Annotated in this window: 19 protein-coding genes and 1 other RNA gene; 6 read left to right on the forward strand and 14 right to left on the reverse strand. The window is 63.8% G+C overall.

Translation table 11 applies throughout. The features are described from left to right. Positions 1-75: 75 nt before the first annotated feature. The 5 genes from HRU92_RS08140 to HRU92_RS08160 form a co-directional block, all read right to left on the reverse strand. Entirely contained in the window at positions 76-1845 is a 1770-nt protein-coding gene (locus tag HRU92_RS08140) for an acetolactate synthase 3 large subunit (protein ID WP_127753526.1), read from the reverse strand. A 318-nt stretch (positions 1846-2163) separates the two neighbouring features. Beyond that, a complete protein-coding gene (locus tag HRU92_RS08145; protein WP_127753527.1) occupies positions 2164-2376 on the reverse strand; it encodes a cold-shock protein in 213 nt (70 codons plus the stop codon). 286 nt (positions 2377-2662) lie between these two features. Next, the gene (locus tag HRU92_RS08150; RefSeq protein ID WP_127753528.1) at positions 2663-2878 is read right to left on the reverse strand and encodes a cold-shock protein; all 216 of its coding nucleotides are present in this window, start codon (positions 2876-2878) and stop codon (positions 2663-2665) included. A 283-nt stretch (positions 2879-3161) separates the two neighbouring features. Next, positions 3162-3434: a glycine zipper domain-containing protein gene (locus tag HRU92_RS08155; RefSeq protein WP_127753529.1), complete on the reverse strand. Its 273-nt coding sequence runs from the start codon at positions 3432-3434 to the stop codon at positions 3162-3164. Positions 3435-3506: 72 nt separating this feature from the next. Beyond that, positions 3507-3890 carry a DUF423 domain-containing protein gene (locus HRU92_RS08160; RefSeq protein ID WP_248307055.1) on the reverse strand — a complete coding sequence of 128 codons (384 nt, stop codon included), beginning with the start codon at positions 3888-3890 and terminating at the stop codon, positions 3507-3509. A 70-nt stretch (positions 3891-3960) separates the two neighbouring features. Here HRU92_RS08160 and HRU92_RS08165 point away from each other — a divergent pair, with 70 nt between their 5' ends. Beyond that, entirely contained in the window at positions 3961-5373 is a 1413-nt protein-coding gene (locus tag HRU92_RS08165) for an MATE family efflux transporter (protein ID WP_172123637.1), read from the forward strand. 57 nt (positions 5374-5430) lie between these two features. On the opposite strand, the gene miaA is transcribed toward HRU92_RS08165, so the two are convergent. After that, the gene (gene miaA / locus HRU92_RS08170; RefSeq protein WP_172123638.1) at positions 5431-6315 is read right to left on the reverse strand and encodes a tRNA (adenosine(37)-N6)-dimethylallyltransferase MiaA; all 885 of its coding nucleotides are present in this window, start codon (positions 6313-6315) and stop codon (positions 5431-5433) included. Here miaA and serB point away from each other — a divergent pair. Beyond that, on the forward strand, positions 6298-7212 hold the full coding sequence (serB, locus tag HRU92_RS08175; RefSeq protein WP_349236708.1) for a phosphoserine phosphatase SerB: 915 nt from the start codon (positions 6298-6300) through the stop codon (positions 7210-7212). The two genes, miaA and serB, sit on opposite strands and share 18 nt — an antisense overlap. Positions 7213-7283: 71 nt before the next feature. Here the strand turns inward: serB and HRU92_RS08180 are convergent, their stop codons facing one another. The 6 genes from HRU92_RS08180 to HRU92_RS08205 form a co-directional block, all read right to left on the reverse strand. Next, positions 7284-8423, reverse strand: coding sequence for a protease modulator HflC (locus HRU92_RS08180; RefSeq protein WP_172123639.1), 1140 nt, complete (start codon positions 8421-8423; stop codon positions 7284-7286). A gap of 3 nt (positions 8424-8426) precedes the next feature. Beyond that, on the reverse strand, positions 8427-9560 hold the full coding sequence (gene hflK / locus HRU92_RS08185) for an FtsH protease activity modulator HflK (RefSeq protein WP_172125046.1): 1134 nt from the start codon (positions 9558-9560) through the stop codon (positions 8427-8429). A 77-nt stretch (positions 9561-9637) separates the two neighbouring features. Continuing rightward, entirely contained in the window at positions 9638-10147 is a 510-nt protein-coding gene (locus tag HRU92_RS08190; RefSeq protein ID WP_172123640.1) for a dihydrofolate reductase, read from the reverse strand. Next, positions 10144-10623, reverse strand: coding sequence for a GNAT family N-acetyltransferase (locus HRU92_RS08195; RefSeq protein ID WP_172123641.1), 480 nt, complete (start codon positions 10621-10623; stop codon positions 10144-10146). The genes HRU92_RS08190 and HRU92_RS08195 overlap by 4 nt, the downstream gene beginning before the upstream one ends. Next, positions 10620-11624 carry a DUF4424 domain-containing protein gene (locus tag HRU92_RS08200; protein WP_127753536.1) on the reverse strand — a complete coding sequence of 335 codons (1005 nt, stop codon included), beginning with the start codon at positions 11622-11624 and terminating at the stop codon, positions 10620-10622. Before HRU92_RS08200 ends, HRU92_RS08195 begins: the two co-directional genes overlap by 4 nt. An 88-nt stretch (positions 11625-11712) precedes the next feature. Further along, positions 11713-12507: a thymidylate synthase gene (locus HRU92_RS08205; RefSeq protein WP_172123642.1), complete on the reverse strand. Its 795-nt coding sequence runs from the start codon at positions 12505-12507 to the stop codon at positions 11713-11715. Between the two features lie 249 nt (positions 12508-12756). Between HRU92_RS08205 and HRU92_RS08210 the strand changes: the two genes are divergently transcribed. After that, positions 12757-12996: a YdeI/OmpD-associated family protein gene (locus HRU92_RS08210; RefSeq protein WP_349236865.1), complete on the forward strand. Its 240-nt coding sequence runs from the start codon at positions 12757-12759 to the stop codon at positions 12994-12996. Here the strand turns inward: HRU92_RS08210 and HRU92_RS08215 are convergent. Continuing rightward, positions 12993-13808 carry a transglutaminase family protein gene (locus HRU92_RS08215; protein ID WP_172123643.1) on the reverse strand — a complete coding sequence of 272 codons (816 nt, stop codon included), beginning with the start codon at positions 13806-13808 and terminating at the stop codon, positions 12993-12995. The genes HRU92_RS08210 and HRU92_RS08215 overlap by 4 nt on opposite strands. Positions 13809-13898: 90 nt before the next feature. Here HRU92_RS08215 and ssrA point away from each other — a divergent pair. From ssrA to HRU92_RS08230, 3 genes are all read left to right on the forward strand, one after another. After that, positions 13899-14257: a transfer-messenger RNA gene (ssrA, locus tag HRU92_RS08220) on the forward strand. 106 nt (positions 14258-14363) lie between these two features. After that, entirely contained in the window at positions 14364-14852 is a 489-nt protein-coding gene (locus tag HRU92_RS08225) for an SspB family protein (protein WP_172123644.1), read from the forward strand. An 8-nt stretch (positions 14853-14860) separates the two neighbouring features. Beyond that, positions 14861-15079 (forward strand): ribbon-helix-helix domain-containing protein, encoded by a 219-nt coding sequence (locus HRU92_RS08230; protein WP_349236710.1) that lies wholly within the window; start codon positions 14861-14863, stop codon positions 15077-15079. Here HRU92_RS08230 and HRU92_RS08235 read toward each other — a convergent pair. After that, positions 15076-18726, reverse strand: coding sequence for an AsmA-like C-terminal region-containing protein (locus tag HRU92_RS08235; protein ID WP_172123645.1), 3651 nt, complete (start codon positions 18724-18726; stop codon positions 15076-15078). The genes HRU92_RS08230 and HRU92_RS08235 overlap by 4 nt on opposite strands. Positions 18727-18817 lie beyond the last annotated feature (91 nt).

The raw sequence follows: 18817 nt of genomic DNA on the forward strand, positions 1-18817 counted from the left end.
ATCCATCTCGAGATCTCAAGATGGGCCCCGGCTCAAGGCGGGGGTAGACACGGAGCGCGGGAGAAATCGCGCCTCCTAAACCAGCGCCCTTCCCTTTTCATCGATGATCGAGCCGATATTGGCGGTATCGGGCAAGATGATCTCATTATGCGGCTTGCCCGATGGGATCATCGGCAGCGCATTCTCGTCCTTCTCCACCACGCAGTCGAACAGCACCGGACCATCATAATCGAGCATCTCGGCAATCGCCGCATCGAGCTCGGCCGGGTTCTCGCACCGGATGCCCTTGCCGCCATAAGCCTCTGCCAGCTTGACGAAATCGGGCAGCGATTCCGAATAGGAATGCGCATAGCGCGAGCCATGCAGCAGGTCCTGCCACTGGCGCACCATGCCCATGCGCTCATTGTTGAGGATGAAGATCTTGACCGGCAAGCGGTACTGCACCGCCGTGGACATTTCCTGCATCGTCATCTGCACGCTGGCTTCGCCGGCGATGTCGATCACGAGAGCGTCGGGATGCGCCACCTGCACGCCGACCGCCGCTGGCAGGCCATAGCCCATGGTCCCCAAACCGCCCGAGGTCATCCAGCGATTGGGCTTTTGGAAATGGAAGTGCTGCGCGGCCCACATCTGGTGCTGCCCAACCTCGGTCGTGATGTAGACATCCCGGTCCTTGGTCGCCTCATAAAGGCGCTGGATCGCGTATTGCGGCTTGATCGTCGTGTCCGAGTTCTGGAAGCCCAGCGAGTTGACCGAGCGCCACTTGCCGATCTGCCCCCACCATGGCGCCAGCGCTTCGGTACGCGGCTGGTTGGTCTTGGAGCGCCAGATTCGCACCATTTCGGCCAAAACCCGCCCGCAATCGCCGATGATGGGCAGGTCCACGGGGATGATCTTGTTGATCGAGCTTGGGTCGATATCCACATGGATCTTGCGGCTGCCGGGCGAAAACGCGTCAATCCGGCCGGTGATGCGGTCATCGAACCGCGCCCCGATATTGATCATCAGATCGCAGCCATGCATGGCGAGGTTCGCTTCATAAGTGCCGTGCATGCCCAGCATTCCCAACCACTGCGGATTCGCCGCCGGAAACGCGCCCAGCCCCATCAGGGTCGAGGTCACCGGAAAGCCGGTCAGCTCAGCCAGTTCACGCAGATGCTCAGAGGCCTGCGGCCCGGCATTGATCACGCCGCCACCGGTATAAAACACCGGGCGCTCGGCCTTGAGCATCATGTCGACGGCAGCCTCGATCGCGGCGATGTCCCCATCCACCTGCGGGCGATAGCTGCGCTGGCGCAGGCTCTGCGCGTCCGGCTTGTAGTAGGTGCCTAGTGCAAACTGCACATCCTTGGGAATATCGATCACCACCGGGCCGGGCCGGCCGGTCGTCGCGATCAGGAACGCTTCATGCAGCACCCGCGGCAGGTCCTCGATGCGCTTCACCAGATAATTGTGCTTGGTGCAGGAGCGGGTGATCCCCACCGTGTCGCATTCCTGGAACGCGTCGGTGCCGATCAGCGAGGTCGGCACCTGGGCGGTGATGCACACCAGCGGAATGGAATCGAGCAGCGCATCGGTCAATCCGGTGATCGCGTTGGTCACCCCCGGGCCCGAGGTCACCAGCACCACGCCCGGCTTGCCGGTCGAGCGGGCATAGCCCTCGGCCATATGGGTCGCGCCCTGTTCGTGGCGCACGAGGATATGCTGGATCACATCCTGCTGGAACATCGCGTCATAGATCGGCAGCGCCGCGCCACCGGGATAGCCAAAGATATGCTCGACACCCTGATCGGTTAGCGCCTGGATCACCATCTCGGCGCCCGTCATCTTCTCGTGTTCCGCCATCTTGCTTGCTCCTTGGTTGCCCCACCGGGCCGTTCGGTTCCGCCCCTCCGCCCCGGCGGAAAATGGGCAATAAAAAAGGCCCCGTTTGGGACCTGTTTTCGGCGCATCAGCATTCGCGCGGGATGTTATCCCACGTCGCCGATGCGCCAGCCTACTACGAGAATGAGTGCCCGCACGGGACCTCTCCATAAAAAAGTTGGTTTGTTTCTAGCCCCTCGCCCGAAATCGGTCAAGCGGGCAAATGCCATCGCCCGAGCCGGGCACAAAAACAAAAAAGGCTCCCCGGAGGGAGCCTTTCCAGATCCGATAAGGGATCGCTTAGTTGTCGAGCAGGGTCAGGTTCGTTGCTGAAACCTTGCCATCGCGGCCGGTCTCGAGCTCGTAGGTGACCTTGTCGCCTTCATACAGGCCCTGCAGGCCCGAACGCTGAACGGCAGAGATGTGCACGAATGCGTCCTGGCCGCCATTCTCAGGCGAAATGAAGCCGAAGCCCTTGGTGGTGTTGAAAAACTTAACGGTACCGGTGATCATGGCTGACCCTTTTCTGTGTGCTCTCGCCGAGGCGAACGAGCCGTTGCCCATGACAACATGTCGGTGGGCGCATACACGTTCGCAAGTTGAGCAGGTAGCCAGGCCGAAATTCGGCAGATCAGGCAGCCGACGTAGGCTGTAAAACGTATGCCTGCCTTATGCACGGAACTGAAGAAAAAGTAAAGCCCCCCGGGGCGCTAGCGGTATCGGCATGCCGAACGGCGCTCTGCGGCGGGACAAAAAAGGCCCCGGTACCGGGGCCTTCCGAAACTCGAACCTGTTGAGTTTAGCTCAGCAGGGTCAGGTTGGTGGCGGAAACCTTGCCGTCACGGCCGGTCTCGAGTTCATAGGTCACCTTGTCGCCTTCATACAGGCCCTGCAGGCCCGAACGCTGGACGGCGGAGATGTGGACAAACGCGTCCTTCTCACCATTTTCTGGCGAGATGAAGCCGAAGCCCTTGGTGGTGTTGAAGAATTTCACGGTACCGGTGATTGCGGCCATGGAATTTGATCCTCGTAACAAGTGGTCGCCGCCGCGGCGGCTAAGGGTTGAATACGGGCGGAAAGCCCGGTCTAACGATTCACAGTCAGGAGGTAGCCAAGTTTCCGGCACGCCGGTGATTGGATTAGCGCAAGACGAGTGTAACGTATGTTGTGAAATATGCCGCGCCCGCAAACAAATTTCAAGTCCTTCATAAACAAAGACACTCGGCCCGGGAGGGACTCCGGACCGAGTGTTGGCGCCCCGAGGGGCGCGCGCCGCATGGGGCGATGCGGCGACCTGTTTAGCCGCGTGGGCAAACGTCCTTGTACCGGCCGCCATTGCGGTTTTCGTACCAGCACATATTGTTGTCGCCGTCGACACGACCGAGGACATTGCCGGCGGCTGCGCCGACCACGCCGCCAATGCCTGCGCCGACAGCCGCACCGGCAACGCTACCGGTGGCAACAGCGCCGGTAACAGCGCCTACGCCTGCGCCGACAGCAGCACCCTCTTGTGTGGCAGTGCACGCAGCCAGCGACAGGGTGGTAGCGGCGATGATCAGAAACTTATGCATGGAAAACCCTCCAGGTACTATCGGAGGAGCAAATGCACGATTGAGTGATTGGTTCCGCACAAATCTGCATTCCTAGATTTTTTCTTCCGGCGCCCTACGCGCCAGTGCGGCAAGGCTGATCGCGACCCAGCCGCCGATCATCCCCATCCCGCCCATCGGTGCCGCGCCGGGAAAGGCGCCCTGCCCCAGCCATTCCCGCACGCCCAGGTCCAGCACAAACAGGCCCGTGCCCATGGCCAGCAATGCTCCCGCCGCACCCAGGATCCGCCCGCGCCCCGCCAGCCCAAGCGCCAGCAGCGCGGGGCCATGGGCGAGGCACACCGCAGCGATTGCCTCGATGTTGCGGGACCCGCCAGCATGCGAGGCACCCGCAGCCGCAGCGACCCCAATCGCTCCTACAACTCCAGCCCCCGCCAACAATAATCGCGCCAGAACCCCACCTTGCACCATCGTCATTTCCCTCTCCGCTCTTCCACCTCATCCTGTGATGGGCTAGAGCATGCGCCCGCGAGTAGGACGAAATCACATGAGCGAGCAAATCACGGTTGTGGCCGACGCCACCGCTGCACCTGAGCCCGTGCGCGTCAGCTGGATTGCCGAACTGCGCGCCACCTTTGCCCTCGCCTGGCCGCTGGTGATCGCACAGCTGGCGCAAAACGCGCTTGCAACCACCGATGTCATCATGCTGGGCTGGCTGGGTCCGAGCCAGCTGGCGGCTGGTACCCTTGCGACGACTTTCCTGATGCCTTTTCTTGTTGGCGGTATCGGGCTGGTTGGCGCCGTAGCGCCCCTCGTGGCCCAGGCGCGCGGCGCCCGTGACACCCGCTCCATCCGCCATATCGTGCGCCAGGGCCTGTGGGCCGCGGCCATTCTGGCGCTCGTGCTCACGCCCATCATATGGCAGATCCGCCCGGTTTTTGCCTTGTTGGGGCAAGATCCCGCGGCAACGCTTCTTGCCGAAGAATACATCCATGTGGCCATCTGGCTGCTGTTTCCCGCCCTTGGCATTGTCGCGTTCCGCTCGCTGCTCGCCGCGTTTGATGCCACGCGGGTCGTGCTGTTGATCACCGTCGGCGGGGTCGTCGTCAACGCCCTCGCCAACTATGGCCTGATCTTTGGCAATTGGGGCTTGCCGCGGCTTGAGCTGCGCGGCGCTGCCCTTGCAACCCTTTTGACCAATATCGTCATGTTTACCGCCATGGCGATCTTTGTGCTGCGCCACCGCCGCTTCCGCCGCCTGCATCTGCTGCATCGCCTTTGGGCCGCGGACTGGAAGCGCCTCGGGCAGATTTTCCGCGTCGGCACGCCGATCGGCATCACCGTCCTGGCCGAAGTGGGCCTCTTCACGGCCAGCGCCTTGCTGATGGGCCGGCTCGGCACTGATGAAGTCGCCGCCCACGCCATTGCCCTGCAATGCGCTTCCACGGCTTTCATGGTGCCGCTGGGCCTCGGCACCGCCGCCACCGTCCGGGTCGGTCATGCCTTCGGTCGCGGCGACCCCATTGGCATCGCTCGCTCAGGCTGGACTGCCTTTGGCCTTGGCACCGGCTTCATGGCCTGCTCGGCCCTCGTTTTCCTGGCGTTTGGCCCCGCTATTGTCACCATCTTCCTCGACCCTGACCAGCCAGCCAACCACAATGCGCTTGCCCTTGCCGCCAGCTTCGTCGCGGTCGCCGGCTTGTTCCAGATCGTGGATGGCGCCCAGGTCGTGGCGGCGCACGCACTGCGTGGCCTTAGTGACACCAAGATCCCCATGGTTGTGGCCATCATCGGCTATTGGCTGGTCGGCATGCCGGTGGCCTATCTTCTTGGTTTCACCTTTGACATGCGCGGCGTCGGCATCTGGATCGGCTTGGCCGTGGGGCTTGGCTTTGTGGCGGTGGTTCTGGTTGCCCGCTTTGCCATGCGCGAACGACTAGGGCTCTTGCGTCCCCGCTAGATCCGCTGCACGCGCAGCGTGCTGGCGCCCCGCCGCACGCTCCGGCGTGCTGCGACCTTAACTGGCGCGACGCGGCCAATCGGCGAAGCGGTTGCGAAGCCAGGTCCGTTGCCGCTTGGCATATTGCTGGGTGGCGATCGTCGCCAGCCGCACCGCCTCTTCCTTGCTGCTGCGGCCCTCGAGCCAGTCGCCGATCTCGGGCACCCCGATAGCCTTCATCACCGGCAAGGAAGGGTCGAGCTCCTGGGCACGCAGCGCCTGCACTTCTTCCACTGCCCCGCTCTCGAACATCGCCGCAAACCGGCGCGCAATGCGCTCGCGCAACACCTGCCGGTCCGGATCAAGCACCATGCGCTCCACTTCAAACCCACCGAGCAGCGCCGCCTGCGGCGCATCCTGAAAGCTCGACAAGGTCCGCCCCGTCGCGCGCTTGACCGCCAGCGCCCGCGTCAGCCGCTGCGGATCGGCCACCCCGAGCCGGGCCGCACTCACCGGATCCTCTGCCTCCAGCAAAGTCAGCCTTCCGGCGGCGTCGAGCGCTTGAATCTCTTGTTGAACTTGAAGCACCAGTTCGGCCGCAATCGGGGGAATATCGGCGAATCCATTCAGCAGCGCATCGAAGTAAAGCCCTGTGCCGCCCACAAAAAACAGCGCCCGCTCCGGATCGATTTCCTCTGTCACTTGCCGCACCGCTCCCAGCCACTGGCCGGTGGAAAACCGGACCCGCGCCGGCACCACGCCATAGAGCCGATGCTCCGCCAGTGCCTCCTCATCGGCGCTCGGACGGGCCGTTACCACCCGCAAGGTGTCATAGACCTGCATGGCATCGGCATTGATGATCACGCCGCCCTGCGCCCGGGCAAGCTCGAGCGCCAAGGCCGACTTGCCGCTCGCGGTTGGACCCGCTATCAAAACGGCGCGCCTGTGGCCCTTCACTCCCATCCCTCCCCGAGTTTCATTCCCGCCATGCCGGTTCTTTGCCTGATCGCCAATCCCGCTGACTCCGAACTCGATCCGCCATTGGCAGAAGCCGTCCTGCGTCAAACCGGGGGCGAGCTCAACTGGCTCAATCACGGCATTGCCTGCGAGATCATCGAGCCAAAGTCAACCGAAGCGCTGGAAGCCGCCCGCGCCGTCATCGGCACCCGCGCCGTGGATGCCGCCCTCGTGCCCAGCACCGGCCGCCGCAAGCAGATCCTTCTCGCCGACATGGATTCCACCATGATCAACGAGGAATGCATCGACGAGCTCGCGGCCGCCCTCGGCATCAAGCCCCAGGTCGCCGAAATCACGGAGCGCGCGATGCGCGGCGAACTCGATTTTGCCCAGGCGCTCGACACCCGCGTCGCCCTGCTCAAGGGCCTTGAGCGCAAGGTCATCGAGGAGGTCCGGCGCGAAGCCATCACCCTCGCGCCCGGCGGCCGCGCCCTTGTGCAAACCATGAAAGCCTATGGCGCCTATACCGCCCTTGTCTCAGGCGGCTTCACCATCTTTGCCGATCATTTCGGCAAGCGCATCGGCTTCAATGAAGTGCTCGCCAATGTGCTTGAGTTCGATGGCGACCGCCTCACCGGCACGGTGCAAAAGCCCATTGTCGACAAGGACACCAAGCGCACCAAGCTCGAAGCCCTCGCCGCCGAGCGTGGCCTGTCGCTCAGCCAGACCATGGCGGTTGGCGATGGCGCCAATGATCTCGACATGATCCGCGCCGCTGGCATGGGCGTCGCCATCCACGCCAAGCCCGCCGTTGCGGCCGAAGCGGGCGTGCGGATCGACCATGGCGATCTCACCGCCCTCCTCTATCTGCAGGGCTATACCGACGAAGACATCGTCCGCTAACCCGCCCACCACCTGCCCAACAAAAAACCCCCGCCACTGGCGGGGGTTTTCGTTTCGCTATCCGGTGCCGCTTAGGGCGTCGGAGCCGCAGCGGGAGCCGGAGCCGGTGCCGCCGGTGCTTCGGGGGCGGGCGCTGCCGCAGGAGCGGTCTCGCCTTCCACTGGCGGCGGCACATCCGTGCCGACGGTCGGGGCCAGTTCGGAGCCGTCGTCCAGCGTCAGGCTAGGCGTAGTGGCATCCTCGATCCCGAGGCCATCAAGGGCCGGACCCTCGCTAGTCGGCACGGCTGGAGCCGGTACCGGTGCAATCGGGGGCGCAAGGTTCGGATTGGCTGCCGGCAATTCGCCATTCGAGCCGAAATACCGGAAGAACTCGCTCTCGGGCGACAGCACCATGGTCGTGCCCGTATTGGACAGTGCCGTCCGGTACGATTCCATCGAGCGATAGAACTCGAAGAACTCAGGATCCTGCCCATAGGCGGCAGCAAAGATCCGGTTCCGGTCGGCGTCACCCGTACCACGGATGATCTCGGCGTCACGCGTTGCCGCTGCCACGATTTCCACGGCCTGACGATCGGCAATGGCGCGCAGCGACTGGGCCTGCTCCTGGCCGCGAGCCCGCAGCAATGCGGCCTCCGCCAAACGCTCGGCGCGCATCCGCTCATAGGTCCGCTCGGACACTTCAGCGGCAAGGTCGGTGCGCAGGATACGCACGTCGACCACTTCGATGCCCAGCTCCGCCATATCGGGACGGATCAGGTCACGGGCTTCCCGCATCATCTGCGGACGCTGTTCCGACAGCGCCGCATTGAATTCACGCAAGCCATAAACCTGGCGCAGCGCTGCATCGAAGCGGGTGGCGATACGGCTTTCGGCAACCTGCAACTGGCCCAGCGCACGTTCGCGGAACAGCCGCGGATCGGTGATCCGGTAGGTCAGGAACGCATCCACCTCGTAAAAGGCGCCGCCCGAAACCTGCACGGTCATGTCAGCGATATCCTGGCGCAGCAGCCGATCTTCGATGATCTGCACGCTGTCCACGATATCGGTCGGGATCTTGAAATAGATGCCCGGCTCGGTGCGGATATCGGTGATCTGGCCAAAGCGCATCACGATGGCCTGGTCGCGCTCATTGACCACATAGATCGACGAGAACAACACATAGAGCGCGAGAACGACGGCAACGCCGATGACAATCAAACGGTTTTGCATGGCTTAGTTCCCGCTCGTCGTGGTGGGAGGAGTGGTCGGTGCATTGCTGCGCGTACGCAGCTCAGGCAATGGCAGATATGGCACCACGCCCTGGCCCCCGGCCCCGCTTTCCATCAGCACCTTGTCGGAGCCGCCCAGCACTTCTTCCATGGTTTCAAGGAACAGGCGCTTGCGCGTCACTTCGGGCGCGTTGACATATTCGGCATAGATCGCGTTGAAGCGTTGGGCCTCACCGGTTGCTTCCTGCACCACGCGGTTGGTGTAGGCTGCCGCATCTTCCCGCAGCGCCGCTGCCCGGCCTCGGGCATCGCCGAGAAGGGTGTTGGCATAGGAACGGGCTTCTTCCTGCAGGCGGTCTTCGTCTTGCTCGGCACGCTGCACTTCGTTGAAGGCATCGGCCACTTCGGCTGGCGGCGCGGCATTTTCGATCGAGATCCGGCCGACGCGAACGCCAATGCCGTAGCTGTCGAGAATGGCCTGGGTGATTTCCTGCACTTCGATGGCGATACCGGCACGGTCGTCACGGAAGATGTCCTGGGCCGGACGACGGCCCACCACTTCGCGCATCGCGCTTTCGCCGGCATTGCGGACCATGTCTTCGGGGTCACGCACATTGAACAGATAGTCGATCGGGCTGGAAACCGACCACAGCACCGAAAAGCGCACATCGACAATGTTCTGGTCGCCCGAAAGCATCAGCCCATCATCGCCGCCCGTGCGTGAGCCCGAGCCGCTAGCACCCGAGCCGCTGGCGCTGCCAATATCGGTCTGGTTCTCGGTAACCGTGACGCGTTCAACCGTTTCGATCGGCCACAGATGGAAATGCAGCCCTGGATTGGACAATTCTGGCTTGGGGGCACCGAACCGTAGTTCAACGCCCACTTCCTGCGGATCAACAGTATAGATGGAGTTCAGCGCCCAAAAGCCGATCACCAGCACAACACCGCCGATAATTGCCCAGCGTCCGCCGGGCAAACCACCCTGGAACCGGTCACGTCCGCGGTTGAGTATATCTTCAAGGTTTGGCGTGTTGCCTGGCCGACGTGGACCGCCGCCACCACCACCGCCACCGGGGGCTTGTCCCCACGGGCCGCCATTATTGCGGCCACCCCCGCCTCCATTACTCTCCCAGGGCATCATAATCCTTTCAGCCATCGTCGTTTACTTGCCGACCTATATAGGCAGGCACAGGGAACCGATCAATGAGCGCGCCCTTAACGACGGGCGTACACTTTGACGCGGTAGGCGGCCTCGTCATCGGCCGATGGGGCGATATCGGGTTCATCCACCACCACCCAAACCTCGGGATCGATCGGGGGAAACAATACGTCCCCCTCCGGCTCCAGCTCGACATGGCTGATGTAAAGCCGATCGGCGCGGTCCATCAGCTGGCGATAGATTTCCCCGCCTCCGATCACCATGATCTCATCGACGTCGTCGGCGCCAGCAATCTCGGCTGCCTTGGTCAACGCGGCTTCAAGAGTTGGCACCACAATCACGCCGGGTGGCCCAAAGTCCTGCCGGCGCGTGATGACAATATTGGTCCGCCCCGGCAGCGGCCGGCCCACTGTGTCATATTGCTTGCGGCCCATCACGATCGGCTTGCCCATCGTGCTGTCGCGGAAATAGGCAAAGTCCGATGGAATGCGCCAGGGAATGGTCTGGGCGCTGCCGATCACCCCATTGCGCGCCACGGCGGCAATCATTGCGATCTGGGCGCTCATGGCTGGCCCAACCTGGCCAAAGCCTCGCCATCCACCCGCACCTTGGTCCATTCATCCTGCATCACGCCACCCTGCCCCAGGTAAAAATCAATCGAAGGCTGGTTCCAGTCCAGCACCCACCATTCCAGCCGGCCTAGCTTCTCGGCGACACAGCGCTGCGCCAGGTGGCGCAACAGCGCCTTGCCAAGACCCTTCCCCCGCAACGCCGGATCCACGAACAGATCTTCGAGCCAGATGCCGTGTCGGCCCTGGAAGGTCGAATAAGTGTAAAACCAGAGCGCGAACCCCGCCGGCTTGCCGTCCCATTCGGCAATCTCGCAGAACACCCGCGGATTGGCACCAAAAAGGTCGCGCGCAATGTCCGCTTCGGTGGCAACCACCTCGTGCTCGAGCTTTTCGTAGCGCGCCAGATCCTTGATGAACCCGAGCACCAATGCTGCATCAGCCGGGGCGGCCGGCCGGATGCGCAGGCTCACGGCTGCGCCTCATGGCGCTGCAGGATCAGGATATCAAGCTCGCGCTGCGGCCAGTAATTGCTTGCTTCCATCTCGAAGGTGGTTGGCCCGATCTTGCGCACATCGGTGCCGCAGAACGACACCAGGTTTTCGGGCGCGCCCTTGTCGACCACAAGCCGGAACCGCTCGATCGCTCCGCCGGCCCAGTTGGAACCGGTCGAAACAATGTAGGAAATCCACCTTTCGGTGAAGGGTGCCGTCCAGGGCTCGCCGGGCTTGGCGGTCTTGAGCACCGCATTGCGGAAGGCCTCGTCTACACAATATTTGCGCTCATATTCCGCGGCAGGGTTGTAGTTGCCACCCGCCTCGTTGAGAAAGCTGATCCCTGCCGTCCCGCCGACGCTAGGCTTGTAGCGATGCACGACCTCAACGGTCGCCCGCGCGGGGAAAGTGGCTTCCCAGGTATAAGCCGCCCGCCAGGTCCAGTATGGCCGATGATGCAGCTCCCACCCTTTGCCCGCATCGAACTCGTCCGGGACGAGGAGCCCGAGATGCAACATTTCGGCAGTCGTCGCCTCGTCGAGCTCGTCTACCGCTTCGGTAGCCGTCTCCCCGAAGGGCAGCAAGGGAATTCCCCGCTTGCGCAAATAGTCGGTACGATCCACCCCCGCCGCAAAGGCATATTCATGCAGCTCCGCCTCGACCGGCACCCCATCGAACGTCGTTTCGAAGCGGAACGGGTTGTCTTCGGGACCATCGGGAAAGGCTACCGGCGACCACGGGTCAGCCGCAATATCGGGCATGGGAAAGGCCACCAGCACATCCTGGTCGACATCCCCATCATTGCGGAACTGGTAAACGACCCGAATCTCCTCGGCCGAGATGAACAGCTCTTCGCTCGCCATGGCGATGGAATTGTTGGACACGAACTCCAGCCCACCCGCGCCGATCACCGCCGAGGTGTCATTGGCCAGCGCCGGGGCCGTCGCCGCCACCCAACAAACAATGCCAATCCAGCGCATCGCAGACCCCTCTTTGCCGGGGACGGCCACGCCCCCGCACCCCGATAAACGCACCCTAGCCCGTCACGCGCAGCGGGGGAAGGAGCCCCTATACGGCAACGGCCGCCTTGATATGCGGATGCGGATCGTAGCCACTGATCGTCACATCCTCGAAGCGGAAGTCCTCGATCCGGGTCACCGCCGGGTTCAGCGTCAGCTGCGGCAATGGCCGCGGCTCGCGCGTCAGCTGCAGGCGCGCCTGCTCCAAATGGTTGGAATAAAGATGCACATCGCCAAAGGTGTGCACGAAATCGCCCACTTCGAGCCCCGTAACCTGCGCCACCATATGGGTCAGCAAGGCATAGGAGGCGATGTTGAACGGCACGCCCAAAAACGTGTCCGCTGAGCGCTGATACAGCTGGCAGCTCAATTTGCCGTTGGCCACATAGAACTGGAACAAGCAGTGGCAGGGCGGCAGCGCCATCTCATCCACTTCAGCCGGGTTCCAGGCCGAAACGATATGGCGCCGGGAGTCGGGCTTGGTGCGGATGGATTCGATGACGGCGCCGAGCTGGTCGATCTTGCGCCCGTCGGGCGCCGGCCAGCTGCGCCATTGCGAGCCATAAACCGGACCGAGATCACCATTCTCGTCAGCCCATTCGTCCCAGATCTTGACCCCATGCTCCTGCAACCAGCGCACATTGGTGTCGCCGCGAATGAACCAGAGCAGCTCATAGATGATGGATTTGAGATGCAGCTTCTTGGTGGTGACGAGCGGAAAGCCCTCCGCCAGGTTGAACCGCATCTGGTAGCCGAACAGCGAGCGCGTGCCGGTGCCGGTCCGGTCGCCCTTGTCGACGCCGTGCTCGAGGATATCGGATAAAAGCTTGAGATAAGGCTGCATGCCCCCAGCCTAGCCGATTCCGGGGCGGCGCGCCTGCCCGTCGCCTCACTTTTCCCCGGTAGCTTCCGCCCTTTTGCGGAGCCGCGGGAGTAGCCTAGTACCGCCGCTGCTGCTGTCTTTGCGTGTCAGCAGTCTCGGTCTAGCCTTGGCTGAAAGGAGCAGCGCCATGACCATCCCTGTTATCGCTTCAAGCCTGCGCCTCCCCGCGCCTTTTCAAAGGCCAGCACGCGAGCAGAAGGAAATCGCACGGTGAGCCCCAGGCTGCGTCCTTTACGCGCGCGCGAGGAGATGCCCGAGTTTGTCCGCGATGCTCTGGGGCAGCGGGGCTTGCGGGACAAATACGACGCCCGCCCGCCCTATCAGCGTAACGACTACCTGCTGTGGATCAACAAGGTGAAGCGTCCCGAAACCAAGCAAAAGCACCTCGAGCAGATGCTTGGCGAACTCGAACGCGGCGGCGTTTACATGGGGATGCGCTGGAACGGCTAGACCGCCGGCTGCACCTGTTCGGTCACCACCTCGAAGCCCGACAGGGTGCCGGGCCCGAACTGGGTCGACAGCGCCACATCGGTGGCATCGCGGCCGATCCCCATCAGCACGCGCCCAATCCGCGGGGTGTTATGCCGCGCATCGGCGGTATACCAGTGCCCGCCCAGATACACCTCGAACCAGGCGGAAAAATCCATCGGCGCCGGGTTGGGCGGAACCCCGATATCGCCCAGATAGCCCGTGCAATAGCGCGCCGGTATATTCATGCAGCGGCAAAGAGTGAGCGCCAGATGCGCAAAATCGCGGCACACGCCCACATGCCCCTGATACGCGCCGAAAGCGCTGCGCGTGCGGTCGGCCTGCCCGTAATCAAACCGGATATGGTTGTGCACCCAATCCAGGATTGCCTGCACCCGCGGCCAGCCTGGCTCGGCAGCGCCGAACAACTCCCAAGCCACCGGCGTCAGCAAATCGGTTTCGCAATAGCGCGAACCCAAGAGGTAGACGAGCGCTTCGTCCGGCAATTCCTCGATTGCGTGCTGATGTGCAGTGGCAGGCACCACATCGGGCAAGCCGGTATCGAACACCCAGAACTCGGTTGAAATGGTCAGCTGCCCCGCCGGGGCAACGATCCTGGTGCAGGAATTGCCGAAGCCATCAAGGTAGTCCCATGCGTCCACCGGCCGTGAAAACACCAGAATCTGCTCGCTCAGCAAATCGGCCCGGCGTGATGGATGCACATGCAGGCAAAGCAGCATGGGCGTAGGTTGGGGACACTGGTAGCTGAGGGTGAAGCCGGCCTTGATCTGCATCGTCTGCACTCCGGGCTTTTGCCGCGCCAGTGTGACACAGGCGCGCGCAAACACCAAGGCCTGCGGATGCTGCCGCCTTTTTGCATCAAGCCATTTGCATCGGGCGGGGGCGCGTCCTATATATGTCGTGCTCGCAAGAGCTATGGCGATAAACTGCCATCGTAATAAACCTTTCGGACCCGGGGGCAGTACCCGGCGCCTCCACCATCTACCCTCCCCGCGAGAGTAGCCAATGGGGGCGAAACAGGATCGACGAGGGCGTAAAGGGTGTGTTTTCGCTCGGTGAGGTACCACCGTTATCGGTCCAAAACTTATAGTTGCAAATGACAACCATAAGGCTCCAGTCGCTCTCGCTGCGTAAGCAGCGCTAGTACTGGGAATCTAAGTCCTCCAGCCCTAGCCGGCTGACAGGCGGGGTCCGCAGGCACCTGGCAACAGAAGCCTGCACTTCCCTCCCCGCTTATCGCCGCAACTTTTGCCTTTGTCCTTGAATTCTCAGGGAACGTGAGGCTGATATGGGCCGTTCTGAATCGACACCAGCCGGAAACTATCGATATGGCCGAAGATCACCTGCGCTACGACATTCTCGCCCAGGAGGCACTGCGCGGCGTCGTGCGCAAAGTCCTGGCAGAAGTGGCCAAGACCGGCCTGCCAGGCGATCATCACTTCTTTATCTCCTTTGTCACTCGCGCCCCCGGCGTGCGCCTGAGCGAAAAGCTCCTGGCGCAGTACGACAAGGAAATGACCATCGTCATCCAGAACCAGTATTGGGACCTCAAGGTCACCGAAACCGGCTTCGAGGTCGGCCTGAGTTTTGATGGCCAGCCCGAACTGCTCGTCATTCCCTTTGCCGCGGTAAAGGGGTTCTTCGACCCCTCCGTGCAGTTTGGCCTCAACTTCGATCCCACGACGGCACCCGCCGGTGCCACGGCCGACGAGATTGCCGAGGCGCGGGAAACGGCTGCCACTGATCAGCCCGCCGCCGACGGCGAAGCCACGGGCGAAAAGGTCATCAGCCTCGACGCCTTCCGCAAGAAGCCCTGATCGGGGCGGTGCAGAAGCGCTCCCTGTCCATTGCCGGCCACCGCACCAGCATCGCGCTTGAACCCGAGTTCTGGGCCGTGCTGGAGCAAATGGCCGCACAATCCGGGCAAAGCCTTGCCGGCCTCGTCAAATCGGTCGACGAAACCCGTCACACCACCAACTTGTCTTCTGCCTTGCGTCTCGCCGCCCTGGCCTGGCTGCAGGGGCGCATTCCGGCTACCGATTAGCGTCCGAAACTCGCGCCCGGCAGCACCTGCAGCGGCGTAAACTCGAGATTGAGCGGCCCCTGCGGCAAAGCCGGTGGCGCCTCCTCGATAGGCTCCTGCGCCGCCTCTGCCTCGGCTTCGGCTTCTGCTTCAAGGCGCTGCCGCTCGGCCTCTTCTTCAGCCAGCCGCTCCGCTTCCGCTGCTTCCTCGGCCAGGCGCGCCGCTTCCTCGGCGGCGCGCTGCTGGCGCTGCTGCTCGATCAGCCTGTTGCGCGCTTCTGCCGCCGCACGCTGCCGCTCGGCATCCTCGATGCGCAAGGCTTCGAGCCGGTCCACCTCGATCTCATTGGCCCGCACCTGGATCGCGCCGACCATCGGCTCGAGGTCGAGCCGCACTTCCGGCGCCCCGATCGTCCCCCCAATCGCGGTAAAGATCTGGCTGGTGTCGTCGCGCACCAGCCCCTGCGGATCAACAAAGCCCTTCGGCGTGAGTGCAAACCGCCCCTGCAGCGCCAGCGTGCGCAGATCAAGGTCAACGCTGCCCGCCAGCCGCGCCGTCGGGTTTTCGGCCAGGAGATTGCCCAGCCGGACCACCCCGCCCGCAATGGTGAATGCGCCAGTGACGCTGGGCGCCCGGAACGGCCCCTCGCCCAGCGCGATCCCCATCAGCGTCGTCAGCGTTTCAGGCGGTGTTTCCAGCACATCCTCGAGCCCTGCCACCGTGCCGAACACATCGGGGTCGAGTCCGGCCGCAGTGAAATCGGCCAGGGTGAAATTGCCTTCCCCCGCCAGGCTTTCCGCCACGCCGGCCAGGCTCGCACCCGTGCCCTCGAACTGCACCCCGCCATCGAGCCTGCCACCGAGCACCGATGCCAGCCCTGCCGGCGCCAGGCCAGCCAGGTCAACCCCTGCCACCGACAATCGCCCGGTGACGGTCTTGTCGGCCAGCGCCCCCGAGCAACACACCGCGCCATCGAGCCGCACTTCGCCATTCCCCGCCCGCGCCGTAAAGCCCGCCAGGCGCAAACGGTTGTCGTCCCAGGCCAGCTCCCAGCCCGCATCGCGCAGCAACGGGGCACCCCCGGCAGAGATGGCCTCCGCGGTGACCCGGACCGAGCCCCGCGTACCGCGCCCTCCAGCGCCCGCACTGATCGGCCCTTCGGGCCAGGCGCCATCCGCCCCTACCAGCGCCGCCGGTCCAAACACCGTCGCCGCAATCCCCTCGACGCTCGCCGCCTCGAGGGTCAGCTCCCCCTCCAGCGCCGCCGCATCGCCTCTTCGTGTCCGCGTCAGCCTGCCCGAAAAGCCGGCATCCCCAGCCTGGCCGCCGATCTCGCTCAGGGCCAGCACGCGCTCGCCTTCGAACCGCAATTGCGCACCGACACTTACGCCCGGCAGACTCACCCCATCGGCCCCCACCACCTGCGCCAGCCCGCTGGCATCCTCGAGCGCGAGCTCGATGCGCCCATCGCCCTGCAACTCGCCCGTGTCGGCCACCGCGACATCACCGTTGAAGCTCACCCGTTCCTCGCCCAGGCTCGCATTGAGCCCAAGGGTAAAGCCGTTCTCGGCGTTGCCCTGCAGCCCTGCCACCACCAGCGCCGAGCCGCTGCCGCTGAACACCACCGCATCACCGAGTCCCAACTGCCGCGTCAGCGCCTCGATATCCGTGCTTTCGAGATTGGCTTGCAGGCGCACTGGCGCCGACAGCGCCCCGTTGAGCCCACCCGACAATTCCGCCCGCCCATGCAGCGCCGCGGTCCCGAGCGTGCCGTCGAGGGTCAGCGATTGCGCGCCCCCATCGACGGGCGCCGCCAGATCGAAGCGCAGATCAGCGGGAGCCGAACCCGCCAGCCATTGCCGCCAACCCTCCGGCACCGCCAGCAGGTCGTAAACGGCACGCAGCGCCGGCGCATCGGCCGCCGCAATCTGCACGCTGCCATCCCCGCTGATCACCGGTTCCGTCAAACTCCCTGCCAGCTGCAATTGGGCATCCAGCCCCACGCCCCCCAGGTCAGCTGCCGCGAGCCGCTCCAGCCGCAATTGCCCTGGCGACCACTCGCCTTGCGCCTGCAGCTCGCGTCCCGCCTGCCCCAGCACTTCGGCGCTGCGGGCATTCACGGCAAAGCTGCCTTCGGGAAAGCTGTTGCCGAATTGCGGTTCATTGCCGATGCCCGGCAGCAGCGCCGCCAAAATTGCGCTGCCCTGGCCACCGAGCTCACCCAGCTGCGCCACCACGTCGAGCCGCGGTTCCTCGCCGAACCCGATCCGCATTTCGAGCCCATGCACCTGCTCGTCCAGGGTCAGCCGACCGCCCGTCAGTCCCAACGCGTCGGGACCCAGGATCACCCGGGCCGCGAGCGAGCCCGGCTGGTTGAACAGCGGATTGTCTTCGGCTGGCTTGCGCCACAGCTGCGCCAGCGCATCGAGCCTTTGGCTGGTCAGTGCCAGCTCGCCCGTGAACACGGGCTGGTCCCCTTCGCCCGTCACCATTCCCTGCGCGCGCAACTCGGTTTCCCCCGGCAGGCGCGCGATCAGTTGCTCGATGCGCCATTGGCTGCCATCGCTGCGCGCATCGAGCCGCAAATTGCGTAAGGCGAAGCCGCGCAAGCCCACCTCTGCCAGATCAACCCCGATCCGCCCAGGCAGCTGCGGTACCGGTGCCGCGGGCAATTCCGCCAGCATCCGCACCAGTTCATAAGGCAGATCAGCAGTGTTTTCGTAAGCGTCGCGCGGCGGCAGCGCAAATACGCCCCCCGAAATCACCGCATCGAAACTGCGCTGCGCGCCCAGCTGGATGCTGGCCGCGCCAGTCAGCCGCGTTCCCGCCCGCGTCTCGTCAGGCTGCAAGGTGTAACCGGACAAGACAATCCGGTCGGCAGACCCGCTGACGGGGCTTTCAAACACCAGATCGCCATGGATCGCATCGGCGTTTTCGCCCGCTGGCGGGGTTTGTCGATATACCAGCCGGCCATCCAGCTTGGGCGCCATGCCACCCAGCAGCACGCCCTCAAGGCTCAGCGATGAGGAGCGATCCACCGGCTCGAGATAAAAGCTCACGCGGCTGCTGCCATCGCCTTCGGGCACCGCAGCGTTGAACCGCAAGGCATAGCGGCGATCAGCGTAATCGGCATTGCCCTGAAACTGGAACGGTCCCGAAAAACTCGCCAGCCGCAATTCGCCATCGAGATCGTCGAGCACGAAGTTGTCGCCGGCCCGCCGGTCCGCCAGGCGAATCGTTGCATCCACGATGCTCGCCTGCTGCAGCGCCACGGCCGAGCGATCACCCGAAACATCGACGCCGCTGCCAAACAACCCGCTTTCATCCACGGTGAAGTCGATCACCGGTTCGCGCAGCACCAGCCGGGTGACATTGTAGTTGTCGCGCAGGAAATCCATCAGCGAGAATTCAGCTTCGACCGAGCCAACCGTCGCGGCCGGCTCCTCGGGGGAACCCACCAGCACATCGGAAAATTCGAGGCGCGGATTGGGCAACAGGCTGAAGGCGATGTCGCCACGCACCGTCACAGGAGTGCCGAGCACGCTTGTGGCCAACTCTTCCATCCGCCCGCGATAATCGCTCCAGCGGATGAAATAGGGTGCGATGAATGCGCCGGCGAGCACGATGATCGCCAGGGTACCGATGATGATATAGATGCGGTTCAGCACGGCGCGTGTTCACCCGGTGTTCGCAGCGGAGTTTAGGCAAGCCCGCGCCTCGCGCAACCCCGCCTGTCCCCGCATATCAGCGCATTCGCGC

The sequence above is a fragment of the Devosia sp. 1635 genome (genome assembly GCF_013185955.1).
GTDB lineage: Bacteria > Pseudomonadota > Alphaproteobacteria > Rhizobiales > Devosiaceae > Devosia.